This is a genomic window from Rhodopila sp., assembly GCF_965277825.1.
Classification (GTDB): domain Bacteria; phylum Pseudomonadota; class Alphaproteobacteria; order Acetobacterales; family Acetobacteraceae; genus Rhodopila.
Window position 1 is genome coordinate 3,672,215 of the sequence record NZ_OZ255846.1, and the last position, 13,068, is coordinate 3,685,282.

Annotated in this window: 13 protein-coding genes; 6 read left to right on the forward strand and 7 right to left on the reverse strand. The window is 58.4% G+C overall.

Going from position 1 to position 13,068, the window contains the following annotated elements:
* From ACQY4T_RS18005 to ACQY4T_RS18030, 6 genes are all read left to right on the forward strand, one after another.
* On the forward strand, positions 1 to 1,137 hold the full coding sequence (locus ACQY4T_RS18005; protein ID WP_428533531.1) for a baseplate J/gp47 family protein: 1,137 nt from the start codon (positions 1 to 3) through the stop codon (positions 1,135 to 1,137).
* Positions 1,127 to 1,810, forward strand: coding sequence for a hypothetical protein (locus tag ACQY4T_RS18010; RefSeq protein ID WP_428533533.1), 684 nt, complete (start codon positions 1,127 to 1,129; stop codon positions 1,808 to 1,810). The genes ACQY4T_RS18005 and ACQY4T_RS18010 overlap by 11 nt, the downstream gene beginning before the upstream one ends.
* Before the next feature lie 28 nt (positions 1,811 to 1,838).
* The gene (locus ACQY4T_RS18015) at positions 1,839 to 3,095 is read left to right on the forward strand and encodes a glycine-rich domain-containing protein (protein ID WP_428533535.1); all 1,257 of its coding nucleotides are present in this window, start codon (positions 1,839 to 1,841) and stop codon (positions 3,093 to 3,095) included.
* Between the two features lie 172 nt (positions 3,096 to 3,267).
* Entirely contained in the window at positions 3,268 to 3,753 is a 486-nt protein-coding gene (locus ACQY4T_RS18020) for a hypothetical protein (RefSeq protein ID WP_428533537.1), read from the forward strand.
* 91 nt (positions 3,754 to 3,844) lie between these two features.
* On the forward strand, positions 3,845 to 7,228 hold the full coding sequence (locus tag ACQY4T_RS18025) for a hypothetical protein (protein ID WP_428533539.1): 3,384 nt from the start codon (positions 3,845 to 3,847) through the stop codon (positions 7,226 to 7,228).
* A gap of 27 nt (positions 7,229 to 7,255) precedes the next feature.
* On the forward strand, positions 7,256 to 8,248 hold the full coding sequence (locus ACQY4T_RS18030; RefSeq protein WP_428533541.1) for a hypothetical protein: 993 nt from the start codon (positions 7,256 to 7,258) through the stop codon (positions 8,246 to 8,248).
* Between the two features lie 200 nt (positions 8,249 to 8,448).
* Here ACQY4T_RS18030 and ACQY4T_RS18035 read toward each other — a convergent pair whose 3' ends face one another.
* The 7 genes from ACQY4T_RS18035 to flgC form a co-directional block, all read right to left on the reverse strand.
* Positions 8,449 to 8,907, reverse strand: coding sequence for a cytidine deaminase (locus tag ACQY4T_RS18035; RefSeq protein WP_428533543.1), 459 nt, complete (start codon positions 8,905 to 8,907; stop codon positions 8,449 to 8,451).
* On the reverse strand, positions 8,876 to 9,916 hold the full coding sequence (gene recA / locus ACQY4T_RS18040) for a recombinase RecA (protein ID WP_428533545.1): 1,041 nt from the start codon (positions 9,914 to 9,916) through the stop codon (positions 8,876 to 8,878). The genes ACQY4T_RS18035 and recA overlap by 32 nt, the downstream gene beginning before the upstream one ends.
* A 317-nt stretch (positions 9,917 to 10,233) precedes the next feature.
* Complete coding sequence (locus ACQY4T_RS18045; RefSeq protein WP_428533547.1) at positions 10,234 to 11,304, reverse strand: EscU/YscU/HrcU family type III secretion system export apparatus switch protein; 1,071 nt, start codon at positions 11,302 to 11,304, stop codon at positions 10,234 to 10,236.
* 3 nt (positions 11,305 to 11,307) lie between these two features.
* On the reverse strand, positions 11,308 to 12,078 hold the full coding sequence (locus ACQY4T_RS18050; protein ID WP_428533549.1) for a flagellar biosynthetic protein FliR: 771 nt from the start codon (positions 12,076 to 12,078) through the stop codon (positions 11,308 to 11,310).
* Positions 12,075 to 12,347 carry a flagellar biosynthesis protein FliQ gene (fliQ, locus tag ACQY4T_RS18055; protein WP_428533551.1) on the reverse strand — a complete coding sequence of 91 codons (273 nt, stop codon included), beginning with the start codon at positions 12,345 to 12,347 and terminating at the stop codon, positions 12,075 to 12,077. The genes ACQY4T_RS18050 and fliQ overlap by 4 nt, the downstream gene beginning before the upstream one ends.
* A 3-nt stretch (positions 12,348 to 12,350) precedes the next feature.
* Positions 12,351 to 12,656 carry a flagellar hook-basal body complex protein FliE gene (gene fliE, locus ACQY4T_RS18060; protein ID WP_428533553.1) on the reverse strand — a complete coding sequence of 102 codons (306 nt, stop codon included), beginning with the start codon at positions 12,654 to 12,656 and terminating at the stop codon, positions 12,351 to 12,353.
* Complete coding sequence (flgC, locus tag ACQY4T_RS18065) at positions 12,653 to 13,066, reverse strand: flagellar basal body rod protein FlgC (protein ID WP_428533555.1); 414 nt, start codon at positions 13,064 to 13,066, stop codon at positions 12,653 to 12,655. Before flgC ends, fliE begins: the two co-directional genes overlap by 4 nt.
* Positions 13,067 to 13,068 lie beyond the last annotated feature (2 nt).

Genomic DNA, 13,068 nt, shown 5'->3' on the forward strand with positions numbered 1-13,068 from the left:
ATGAACCTAAATCTCAAGGGTTTCCGGCAGCTCATCGAAGACATGGGAGCTGCCCTACAAAGTTCGTCTTCCAATCTGATTGATGTATCCGTTGGTTCGGTGGTTCGCGCAATTTTCGAGGCCAATGCATCTGTAGTTCTTTGGCTGCAATGGTTGGTGGTGCAAGTTCTTCAATCGACCCGGGCCTCGACATCGAGCGGATCGGATCTGGACTCCTGGATGTTGGACTTCTCATTGACCCGTTTACCCGCGATACCCACCACAGGCATCGTTACGTTTTCCCGGTTCGCACCCAACCTTCCGGCGACCATACCGATTGGCTCGCTGGTCAAGACGGTGGACGGCTTGGTGACCTTTTCCATTGCAGAAGATCAAAGTCTCTCGATTTGGCAGGCTGGTTCCTCGGCATATGTGCTGCCGAGCGGTGCCGCATCGGCGGATTTGCCGGTAGTCTGCCGCGCTGGAGGATCTGCAGGAAATGTTCTGGCTGGGAAGATAACCGTCATTGCGGCATCTTTACCCGGAATCGACCAAGTCAACAACGCCGAGCCGCTCACCAACGGAGAAGACGCTGAAAGCGACCAGGCGTTCCGGAGCCGGTTCCAGAACTACTTGGCGAGCAGGTCTCGTGCCACGCTGCTTGCAGTGCAAAACGCGATCGCCAGCATCCAACAGGGACTGGATGTCGCTATTCAAGAAAACACAGCCCCTGATGGATCAGTCCGAGCGGGCTCGTTCCTGGTCATCGTCGACGACGGGACCGGATATCCGCCATCCAGCCTTCTATCTACTGTGGCGACTGCCGTCGATTCTGTGCGTCCGATCGGTACGACATTTGCTGTCATTGCTCCAACAGTTCTGACTGTTAACGTCGCACTTACCGCGAGACTGGCCTCGGTGGCGGTCAGTTACCAAATCGTGACGAGCATACAGAATTATATCGCAGTATATCTAAATAGTTTGCCGATTGGAGCCGGCGCCTCGGTTACCCGCGTTGCTCAAAACGCCTATCTTTCTGGTTCTGGCCTAGTGAATATTTCTGGAATCCTTTTGAACGCTTCGCCATCGGATGTCATCGCGCCACCGCTGGCCGTAATAAAGGCGGGCACAATCATAGTCACTACCAATGAGGGGTGATCTTGCAGACATTGTCTTCCGACTGCGTTCGGTGCTTCCGAAGCGGTGGTTCGCCGAGCAGAGTCCAAATCTGGAGGCGGTCCTAGGTAGTCTGGCCACGCCCTGGGTCTGGCTCTACGGTCTGATTCACTACGTGATCATGCAAACCAGGCTGCTAACAGCCACCGATGACTGGCTTGACTTGATCTCAAATGATTACTTTGGCGCTATGCTGGGGCGTAAACCCAACGAGGCAGATTTCACTTTTCGGAGTCGCATTCAGAGGGCGTTGCTGCAAGAGGCGGCCACGCGATCCGCGGTGTCGGCCGGGCTCGAGAATTTAACCGGAAGTCCGCCGATTATTTTTGAGCCAGCGAATTGCATGGATACCGGCTCTTATGGTGGTCAAACAGACAGTCGGCCGATGCCGGGCACTGGAATGGCCTACGGAGTAGCGGGCGGCTGGGGAAACCTTCAGCTCCCGCTTCAAGTCTTTGTCACGGTGACGCGTCCAGCAACGCCAGGGCTTGGCATGCTGGCGGGCTACGGCACAACAAATGGCGCCTATCGCGAAGGGGCGATCAGTTACGTCGATCTGTCCCTGCTCCCGGGTCATGTGAGCGACGCCGACATACGGGCAACCCTGTGCAGCCTGCTGCCGATCAACGCAGTAGCCTGGCTGCGGCTTATTTAATCTAAATCTAGGAAGTGGCGAAAACCGCATGGATCGCAACATTGTCTATCCAGGCAGCATCCCGCTGGATACGGACCTTTTATCAGCCAACAAAAATGCCATGGTAGGCCTAGGCTTTCTCATCCAGGCTGTTCTCGGGACGAGTACAGTTGCCGATGGACTGGCCTGTCAACCGACGAATCCCTCGTCTATGAGTATCGTTATCGGGCCTGGGAGTATCGCGCAACTTGGGCCGGTCGACATTTTGGCTTACGGATCGATCCCGCCTGATCCCACCGACCTGATCATGAAGATGGGTATAAACATTGGATCGGCCACCTTTGCTCTGGCGGCCCCACCGAGCGCCGGACAGTCTATCAACTATCTTATCGAGGCGTCGCTTCAGGAATCTGATGGCACTCCGGTGGTTTTGCCTTACTACAATGCAAGTAATCCCGCACAGTCGTTTAGCGGGCCGTCGAACTCGGGCTCACCGCAAAATACCATGCGGATGCAACGGGTCCAGTTGCAGCTCAAACCCGGACTGCCTGGCAATACCGGAAGTCAACTTACCCCGAGTGCGGACAGCGGATGGATCGGGCTCTATCAGATTACCGTTTCGTATGGTCAGACCCAAATCACCCTGGCCAATATTGTCGTCGTGCCTACCGCGCCTTTCTTGGCTTGGAAGCTACCAGCATTACGGCCTGGGGTCGCCTCCGGGGTTCAGAGCTTCTCCAGTAATGGTTACTTCGCAGTCCCCACAGGCGTGATGCAAGTTGAAGTTGAGGTCTGGGGCGCAGGATCCGGTAGCTATGCCTCGGTCCCGGGTTTGGCGAGCGGAGGCGGATCCGGAGGCGGTTATGCACGAAAACTGGTGACCGGCTTGACACCTGGACAACTCATTTCGGTGACAATTGGCTCTGGCGGTCCCGGAGGCACCGCTAGCGGGGGCGCTGCAGGTTCAGGTGGGACTTCCAGCTTTGGGCAGATCGTCAGTGCCACCGGGGGAAGCTTAAACTATCTTGCGACTGTCGGAGCACCCGAGAATGGCGCGACACCCGGCGGGATCGGCGTCGGTGGCGATGTCAACTTCGTGGGATCGGCGGGTCAGGCGGGCTTATCCAGCCAAGGGGGCCTGGGCGGCGCATCCCCGATTGGTGGAGCCCAGAACAGTGGGACGACCGGGGTCGTCGGAAGCTTCCCGGGCGGCGGAGCATCAGGTGCCGGTACCGGAGGTGCCTCAGGAAACGTAGCGTTTAACGGCGCCCCCGGCGGTGGTGGCCTAGTTGTCGTTAGGTGGTGATTACGGGCGCCCTAAAGTGGCCGTGTCGGGCAGCCAAAACGGCGCCCTACTGTCTCTATTTGGGCGGGGTATGAGGTTCGTTTAAGTCCGCTGCGTTACTGTGTCCGTCCGGAAGGCAAGCCGCGCGGTGCGATACGTATCTTATAGTTTTAGTTCTCAAAATGGATTTTGTATGTCAGCGACGGTAAGTCATGTATGGAAGCCAAGTCACGCGCGCCTTGTGACCGTCGATTCATTCATTGCAGTTCCGCGGGGCTCGGCTGTCATAGCACCGCCGCCGCTCAATTGGCCGACGAAGGATCCTGGTGATGTCTTGGATTACATCCTCGATATCGGGCCAGCGATCGTTGGCAACGATGGTGACGGGATATCGACCTTGTCGGTCAGCGTTGCGCCGTCAAACCCTGGCGATCTGGAGGTTCAGAGTACGACGGCGGATGGTAGTCGCGTTATACTTTGGCTTTGCCAAGGGCAGGCCGGCACTGTCTACACGATTACATTTGGCATAACGACGCTAAACGGCCGATCACTACAAAGAAGTGTCCTTCTACCAGTTCTTCTGCTTTCAGTTCCTCCGATCCCACCAAACGCATTGTTAACGACCTCGGGGGTTTTGTTAACTGACCAGAATGGGAATCCACTTCTGTCAAGCGATTGATTAGGTTCAAGTTTTTTAAAGCTGCCGACCGGTCACGGCTCGCACCATTCGGATCACGCCCCGACAGAAAACCACGGGGACCGGAGTACTCATGCCCACAATTGACGAGCTTGCACCCGCCACGTCGGCCTCCGACTCTGACGAATTTATCGTTAGCCAGGCCGGCATCGCACGCAAGGTCACGCGCGCTCAGGTGTTGAATGGCGTTCAAACGCAACTGGTCGTGCCGCCTGGCTCGTTGCTTGGTGGCATTGGCACGGGCATGGGTGGCCCGCAGGTTATCACGGTAGGTCAGAACCTCCATTTGAGCGGTTCTATTCTGTCGGCGACCGCGGCACCATTTTCAATAGCCGCGTTGCCGCCTGGCACCGTGCCCGCGACCGGCGATCTGATTGCGGTGTCGCAGGCGGGCGTGAATGTAGCCGTCACATATGGCCAACTGCTGAGTGGCATGGCAGGGGTCGCCAACGTCAATTTGTCAAACGCCTTGGTCACGCCGACCGGCTCGACTACAACCCAAACCCTGGCGCAGTTTGCCGCGGCAACGGTTCCCCTAAGTGGGGGTACGATGACCGGCAACCTGTTGCTGGCTGGCGCGCCGACTACAGCAGGCCAGGCGGCGAACAAGGCCTATGTGGATCAACAGGTGGGCAATGCCCTGCCCTTGTCGGGTGGGTCAATGTCTGGAGTACTGGCGCTTGCGGCGCCACCTCAGCGTACGATGGACGCGGCTACGAAGGGCTATACGGATTCCATTGCCGCGGCCACGCTGCCGTTGGCTGGCGGATCGCTTTCAGGAAGCCTCATCCTTAGTGCCGACCCCAGCTTGGCGCTACAAGCATCGACGAAACAGTATAGCGATCAAAAGCTCGCCCGTACGGGCGACACCCTTACCGGGGTACTTGCTCTTGCCGCGGATCCGGTCTCTGCGCTGCAGGCGGCCACGAAGAATTATGTCGACGTCCAGATCGGCGGATCCTTGCCGAAATCCGGGGATACGCTCTCTGGAAGCCTGTATTTAGCTTCGGACCCTACGAGCAACGGACAAGCGTCGACCAAACAATATGTCGATCAGCGTGTTCTTCGAACCGGCGATACGCTGACGGGGTCCCTTATACTCGCAGCCGACCCCACCGTCGCATCACAAGCAGCGACAAAGAATTACGTCGATGCACAGGTCACGAGCACGGTCTCGCGCCTTGGATCGACGATGAGTGGTGCCTTGCTGTTGGCGTCCGATCCGGCGGCGCCATTGCAGGCCAGTACAAAGCAGTATGTCGATCTTCGGATTATGCGAAACGGCGACAGCTTGACCGGTGCATTGTACCTGGCAGCAAATCCAACCGCGCCACTGCAAGCGGCTACGAAGCAATATATTGACAATCAACTTCAGACCTCGATTACTACTGCCGGTGGCACGTTTACGGGACCAGTGATCCTGTCGAGTGCTCCCACCTTGGCCTCGCAGGCGGCAACCAAACAATACGCAGACGGAAAGCTGTCGCGCAGTGGCGATACGCTTATGGGCGCGCTTCTCCTGGCGTCGGATCCGATAACGTCGACGCAGGCGGCGACCAAGAATTACGTAGATACGCAGTTACTTGGCACCTTGCCCCGTTCGGGTGGAAGCCTTACCGGGTCTCTGACGCTCTATGCCGACCCGACTAGTCCTGTTCAGGCGGCAACAAAGAACTACGTTGACGTCCAGGCGGCTCGGGCTCTGCCGATTGCGGGCGGATCGCTTACAGGATTGCTTTCACTGGCAGGGGCTCCGACCAGTCCGCTTCACGGGGCGACGAAGCAATATGTTGATGGTCAGGTCGCGACGACGTTGCCTAATGCTGGAGGCACACTGACGGGTCCGTTGATGTTGGCTAGTGCGCCAACGACGCCATTCCAAGCGGCCACCAAGTCCTATGTCGACGCGAACCCCAATTCCGCGGGCGTGATCAATGTGGCGCTGCCGCCATATAGTGCGCGAATTGACGGGGTGACGGATGATACGGCGGCGTTCAAAGCGGCCTATCAGGCGGCCGCGACCGGCGGTGTGATTTACGTCCCGAACGGCTCCACGGTTTTGCAGCCGCCAAGCAATTGGGGCATTTCGCTTACGAAGCGAGTGAAATGGATCGTGGATGGGACGCTGCTGGCGGATGGTACGCCTCTCGCCGCGGCGATTCCAACCGGCGGGGCACCGGTCGCTCTCGTTCTGCCGGGATTTGTTACGGGCAGTACACATACTGGCCTGACAACTTCGCAGGGCGCATCCCAACCAACCGACCTTGCGGTCAATCAGTCTTCCTATATCGTCAATCACAGTGGTGGCCCGAGTGGTGCGGTAATTTCCAACGTCCGGGCGGACACAATCATCTATGCCAGTCCTGGCAATTACGTCTGGGGCGGCTTGGACCGTCTATTATGGGTTGGGACGCAGACGCCGAGCGGTCAGGGGCCTGCTCAGCATGTGGCCCGGTACATGCAGACGATCCGGCAGGCAGCGAAAACGGGGTCCAACGGGTCATTCTTACCACAGCCACAACTGTGGACCTCGTGCCTCGAGTACCGAGACACGACGGGCCAACCGTCTAGCGCAACAAATGCATCGCTGACTGTCGAGATGGACTGGTTTGGAAACGGCCTGGATGACGCCAGCAACAGGACGATCCAAAGCCTGGTGATCGGTCAGCACAATCTATCGGGCCCACCGGTCGAGGTCGCCAATATAATTGGAGTCTATCTCAGCGCCGGATCCTCCGGTAGCGCCAAGACCGTATTCGGCATCGGTGTACCGTTTTCCATTGCGGTCATGGACACGACCTTTGCTCAGTCGATCAATAATGCTCCGGTCATCAAGATGTCGGCCGGGCAGGCCATTGCCTTCGAAGCCAGCAACAGCAATCGGTTGTCATTTGACAGCACGACAGGCACGCTGAGATGGAACCAAGGTAGTTTTTCCTATGCCGTCGGCAAGGGTATATCGGTTGGATGGGTATTTACATATTCCAGCTCGAACACGCTTCCGAACTATATCTCGGGGTTTATGATCCTTCTGACGGGGCAGACCGCTTATTCGATTACGCTGCCTCCGGCGAGCACAGTCGCGGCGGGAACCGGGTTTACGTTCTCGATGACGGGAAGTGGGCCCGTCAGCATTTTGCCGAGCGGTTCCGACGGCATCGAATGCGGCCCCGTCGTTCTGCGTCTGTATGACCGCTATCATCTTATTTCCGATGGCACGTCATATTGGCATGAGGTCTTTCGAACGAACGCGGTTTCGCCGCGTTTCCAAGCGCCAATCGTGCTGCCGTCCTACACAGTTGTAAATCTGCCTTCCGGAATGACCGCCGGGGCCAAGGCCTTTGCGTCGAATGGTCGCAAGCCTGGTGAGGCGGCAGGGGCTGGAACTGGGGTCGAGGTGTTTTTTGATGGTCAACACTGGATATCCTCGTGCGGCGGCACGTCCGTGGCTGCCTAGCCGCGCCCTTCCAAGTCGAGGTCATAGATGCCCACAATATCTGAACTACCTGTAGCCGCGTCAGTTTCGGCCGCTGATGAGGTGCTGATAAGTCAAGGTGGCACGGCGCGAGCAACATTGGTCGGTTCGCTGCTAGCTTCAGCCCAGTCGGCAATCACCGTGGACTCGCCGTCCCTTATCGGGCGTAGCAGTTTGGGATCAGGCGGCCCGGAGCAGGTCAACATTGGCATCGGCATCAACCTTTCCGGCGACACGCTGGTGGCCAATGGATCAGACCATGCAGCGTTTCCGGCGGCGGCAAGCCTTTCACTCCAATCTGATCTGGTGATCTCGAATCAGGGCAGTCCCATGCTCATGCAGGCCTCATTGTTGCGAGGTCTGTTCTCGGCAGGCACGAATGTCGATATCGATCCAAACGGGGTCATATCGGCAACGGCGACCGGCACGATTATAGGCACGACCGAGGTCGGAAATTCGATTGGCCAACTTCAGGTCGTTACGGAATTGACAACGCAAGACCTGGTCGCCGTGAGTCACGCCGGTCTCGATTACGCAATCAACTACGGCAATCTAATTGGCGGCGTGACAATTGATCAGGCACAGCCTGCTGGTGCGCCAGGCGACGCGGATACGATCTGGGTTGCTCAGGGCAGTAACGTTATGTTCAGCCAGTCCTTCAGTGCGATCTGGGGGTGGGTTGCCAGCAAGCTTCCGACATACAAGACCTCGGTTGTCGAGATTACAGCCAACACGAATCTCGATACCGCAGTGCATAACGGCCGTATCCTTGTTTGTAGCCAGCCGATCACGCTGTCGCCTTCGACAACTAGCATGGGTAGCGGGTTTCAATGCATGGTGATTAACGCGAGCGGCGGTAACGTAACACTTGGTCCAGGTTTCGTTAGTTCTAACGGCAGCCTTTTGCTCGCTTCCTGGCAATCCGCAACGCTCTTTTGCTTGACTTACTCTGCTGGCACGATCGCCTTCGCTGCAGTTGGAGTTTCTCCGTCACAGGCATGACCGGAGCCAGACAGAATACCGGGGACCACACTCGAGGAGCCACGCTTTGTCGGTCATTGGCATCAAACGAGCTAAACGGGCGGCCACCGCCGTCGCAACCAGTGCCGCGGGCTTCGGTAGCATCGCCGGACGGCCGGCCTACGCGGGGAATCGGGAACGCGGTTCCGACATCGCGAGCAATCCGTTCAGCCCTTAGTTAGCTAGCGCCTGTACGGAATCGGAAGGAACGTTCGGATCGGCAACTTGATCAGAATATCGCTGTCTTTGACGATTATCATGGCACCGGGAGCATGATCTAGGATCATCTCCCGGCAAGCGCCGCATGGCGGAACCACAGCGAGTTCGCGGTTCTCTTCCTCTGGTTTTGGATGCCGCACCGCGACGGCGGTTTGGATCGTGCCGTCGCCGTCCAACAGCGCTCTTCCGAAAGCGACGGCCTCTGCGCAGACAGAGAGCCGCCCGACCGTTGTTCCGATGTGTAGGCCAGTCCATATTCGGCCATCTTGGGACCGGATTGCCGCTGCAACCATATGCCAAAACGGCCGATAGTGATTTTCCAGCACCACATTTGCTGCTGCAACCAGTTCGTGGTCGCCGTCTGTCAGCGCGACATCCGGCAGGATCGCGTCATTCAGCCGCTTCGGCTTCCTCAGCGTCATCGACGGCCGCCAACATGGTGTTCGCGATGACACCGGATTGCTCCCGCACCTTCGCCTCGATAGCGTCCGCGAGACCCCTGTGTTCTCGAAGGAACTGTTTCGCGTTCTCCCGCCCTTGTCCAATGCGCTGACTGTCGTAGCTGAACCATGCGCCGGACTTTTCCACAATGGTGGCCTTGACGCCAAGATCAAGCAACTCGCCTACCTTGCTGATGCCTTCGCCATACATGATGTCAAACTCGACTTGGCGGAATGGAGGTGCCAGCTTGTTCTTGACCACTTTTACGCGGGTCTGGTTGCCCACGACCTCCTCACGCTCCTTAATCTGACCGATGCGACGAATCTCCAGCCGGATGGACGCATAAAATTTCAGCGCGTTGCCGCCGGTCGTGGTCTCCGGATTGCCGAACATCACTCCGATCTTCATGCGAATCTGATTGAGGAAGATCAGCATGCAGTTGCTGCGGCTGACACTGCCGGTGATTTTGCGAAGCGCCTGACTCATGAGCCTGGCATGCAGGCCCATATGACTGTCACCCATTTCCCCTTCCAACTCCGCCCGCGGCACCAGAGCAGCAACGCTGTCGACGACGAGGACGTCGATCGCGCCCGAACGTACTAGCGTATCGGCGATCTCCAGAGCCTGTTCGCCCGCATCCGGCTGGCTGATCAGCAGGCCATCGACATCGACGCCCAGCTTGCGCGCGTAGGTTGGATCCAACGCGTGTTCAGCATCGATAAACGCGCATGTTCCGCCGCGCCGTTGGGCTTCGGCGATTGCGTGAAGCGCCAAGGTCGTCTTGCCGGAACTCTCCGGGCCATAAATCTCCACGATACGGCCACGCGGCAGACCACCGATGCCCAGCGCCAGGTCAAGGCCGAGTGAACCCGATGGAATCACCTCAATCTGCTCATCACCGGCCCGGGCGCCCATACGCATGATCGAACCCTTGCCAAAGGACCGTTCGATTTGCGCCATCGCGGCGTCGAGCGCCTTGTTCTTTTCCATTCCGCTATATCCCTCGGTTCGACATTTTCACAGGCCTGTCAGTCTGTTTTAACAGCATAACAAGTTGCGTTGCAACCGTGACGTGTGCGCCAGCCGCAGATTAAGCGCTTTCATCGTCCCGTTAATCTTTGTATTCAATATGTTCTTCGCTTACCAACCGCAAGAACTTTCTGCGAACGGACCTTTTTTCCAGGTCCTGCCTTGATCCCCACGCTCCAAACGGCCAAGGCGCAGCGTAGCAATATACTGTTGGCAGGATCGCCTTGAATCGCCGATTCGGGAAGCCCTTAACGGGACCGAGCGCAGATCGTGCTGCATCACGAAATTGCCGTGGCCGGGCGTCGTAGCCGCCACACATATGCGATTATCTCCGCGACGGCTTTGTAGTGCTCGGATGGTATCTCGGTGTCGAGATCCAGTCGGTATAACGCCCGCGCGAGCGGCGGATTGGCGACGACAGGAACGCCATTGGCCTCGGCCACCGCACGAATCCGCGCCGCAAGGGAATCTGAACCTTTTGCAACGATGCGGGGGGCGGGATTGGTCACACGGTCATAGGCAAGCGCGACAGCATAGTGCGTTGGATTGGTGATCACCACAGTCGCAGTCGGAACCTTAGCCATCATGCGCTTGCGGGCCCGGATGACGCGAATCCGCCGTATCCGTGCTTTGACGTGCGGATTTCCGTCCGTATCCTTTAATTCGTCGCGAATACTCTGCTTGCTCATTCTCAGGTCGCGGGCATGGCGGAAACGCACCCAACCTAGATCAGCCGCCGCTACGATCCCCTGGACACATACAGTCGCGATAAAGAGATGGAACACCGGACGAGCGACTGCCTGTGGCAAACCATGGACATCCTGCCACGGCAGATGCATCAGTTGGGACCAATCACCTCTGACCGCGATCCATATAGCCATGGCGAGCAGGCCTAGCTTGCTGAGGGATTTGACAACTTCCACGACGCCATTGAAGCCAAAGACGCGCTTGACACCGGCGATCGGATTGATCCTGGAGAATTTTGGCTGAAGCGCACCCGCGTTCAGCAGAAATCTGGTTTGCACCAGCACAGCGGTTGCGCCCGCCAATACCGCGGCTCCGAGCACAGGGATGATCGCACCCAAAACCCCTTCGGACACCGACTGTAACCTCGTTTCGCCCAGCATCGCCGCGTCGCCGGCGTGAACCAGAAGCGCGACCAGATCGGGCAGCAAATGCTGCACCGAAGCCTGCGACTGATAGCCGAGAACAAGAACCACGGCGGCAAGGCTGGCAAAGGTCGCGACCTCCCGAGAAACTGGAACCTGTCCCTCATCGCGCGCCTGATCCAGATGTCTCTGGGTAGCCGCCTCGGTCCGTTCCTCGTCGGACTGGTCCCCTCCGGCCACGAATCAGCCGCCGCCTGGAAGTGTAATGAAGTAGGCCTGCGCGCCTTCTTGCCAAGCGAGGATGATGGCGCTGCCGGTGATCGTCAGAAGAGCCAGCCCCGCGAGTATCTGCCCCGGCATCGACATGAAATAGATCTGCATCCGAGATGCGACCCGAGAGACCAGTCCCATTGCGACGTGCCAGACGATACCAAGCACGACGAACGGAGAGGCAAGCTGCAAGGCCAAATTAAACCCTGTAGTTACGGCCCGGACAACAAATTCTGTGCCATCTGAGACGGGCAGCATGTGGCCCGGTGGAATCAGTTCGAACAACCCATGTAGTGCGACCACCGGCAACCTGTACAGCCCGGACGCTAGCAGTAAAACCGGGGCTGCCATCTCGAACAGTTTCCCCAAGGCCCCGGACTGAGCACCAAGCTCGGAATCTGGCTGCAGAACGCTTGACAGCCCGATCAGGTAGCCGATGAACTGCGCGCAAACCGGCAGCGCCAGAGCGATCATCCGCGCGATCCAGCCGAACCAAAGCCCAGTGATGACTTCGCCGGCAACCATTAAGCCCATACTCAGACCCGCCGCCGGAACCGATGGCATCATCGGCAAGATGTCCGGCAGAAGCAGGATGGTTATGCTGAGCGCCAGGCCGATGCGTACAACAGCCGGTGCGACTGCCTCGCCAAGGCCAGGCAGCAACGCCATCGCCGCACCGACCCGCGCCAGCACCAGCACAAAGGCGGGTGCCCAAACCAACAGCCCCGCCTGGGTCAGATTCACGACCCACCGATGGCAACGATCCGGTCGAACGTTCGGTGCGAAAAGGCCGACAGGGTCGAGGCCATGAACGGGCCCAGCAGCACAAGAGCAAGCCCGATCGCGACCACTTTCGGCAGAAACGCCAAGGTGGATTCATTGATCTGAGTGACCGCTTGAATGAAGGAAACCAGCAGACCCACTACCAGAGCCACACCGAGCACGGGAAAGCTCAACTTCATGGTCACTATCATGCAGTCATGGATCAGCGCGGCAACGTCGGTACCGCTCATCGCTCAGATCGGCATCTTCATGATGTCCTGGTAGGCTTGCACCATTCGATCGCGGATCGCCGTCGCTGTTTGCAGGGTCATTTCGGCATGCGACAGCGCGGCGACAACCTCTGTGAGGTTACCACCACCGCTGATCGCCTTCATCGCCTGATCATCCGCGACATGGCCCGTCTGCACAGCCTGATCCAGCGCTTGCGTCATCACTGAACCGAAGCTGGTCGACCCGGCAGCCGACCCGCCGCCGGCATTGCGGCTGTAAGCCTCGGCCGCGGCGGACGGTGTAATGACGACGGTCGGGATCGTGCTCATTTCAGCAGATCGATCGTCTTGTTCAGCATGCTCCGGGTCGCCTGCATGACGGACAGGTTGGCGCTGTAGGATCGCTCCGCCTCACGCATGTCCATGACCTCGATGAAGCTGTTGACGTTTGGCAGCTTGACGTAACCCTGTGCATTGGCTGCCGGGTTCGCGGGGTCGTAGCGAAGCGGCAGGTCGCTGCCATCCACGCCGATATTCTTGACCTTGACCGTCTCCACCCCAGCCGCTCGGTCTACCGCACTCTCGAAGGTCACCGTCTTGCGCCGATAGGCGTCGGCGCCCGGGGACGAACCTGTGGTGTCTTGATTGGCGATGTTCTCGGCGATGACGCGAAGGCGCGCGGTCTGCGCATCCATTCCGGTCGCGGAAACGTCGAGTGCCTGGTTCAGATCACCCGCCATGA

Bases quoted from the DNA above. Each gene is read 5' to 3' on its own strand.
- ACQY4T_RS18005 (WP_428533531.1), top strand. From the start codon at position 1: ATGAACCTAAATCTCAAGGGTTTCCGGCAGCTCATCGAAGACATGGGA.
- ACQY4T_RS18010 (WP_428533533.1), top strand. From the start codon at position 1,127: ATGAGGGGTGATCTTGCAGACATTGTCTTCCGACTGCGTTCGGTGCTT.
- ACQY4T_RS18015 (WP_428533535.1), top strand. From the start codon at position 1,839: ATGGATCGCAACATTGTCTATCCAGGCAGCATCCCGCTGGATACGGAC.
- ACQY4T_RS18020 (WP_428533537.1), top strand. From the start codon at position 3,268: ATGTCAGCGACGGTAAGTCATGTATGGAAGCCAAGTCACGCGCGCCTT.
- ACQY4T_RS18025 (WP_428533539.1), top strand. From the start codon at position 3,845: ATGCCCACAATTGACGAGCTTGCACCCGCCACGTCGGCCTCCGACTCT.
- ACQY4T_RS18030 (WP_428533541.1), top strand. From the start codon at position 7,256: ATGCCCACAATATCTGAACTACCTGTAGCCGCGTCAGTTTCGGCCGCT.
- ACQY4T_RS18035 (WP_428533543.1), bottom strand. From the start codon at position 8,907: ATGACGCTGAGGAAGCCGAAGCGGCTGAATGACGCGATCCTGCCGGAT.
- recA (WP_428533545.1), bottom strand. From the start codon at position 9,916: ATGGAAAAGAACAAGGCGCTCGACGCCGCGATGGCGCAAATCGAACGG.
- fliQ (WP_428533551.1), bottom strand. From the start codon at position 12,347: ATGAGCGGTACCGACGTTGCCGCGCTGATCCATGACTGCATGATAGTG.
- fliE (WP_428533553.1), bottom strand. From the start codon at position 12,656: ATGAGCACGATCCCGACCGTCGTCATTACACCGTCCGCCGCGGCCGAG.
- flgC (WP_428533555.1), bottom strand. From the start codon at position 13,066: ATGGCGGGTGATCTGAACCAGGCACTCGACGTTTCCGCGACCGGAATG.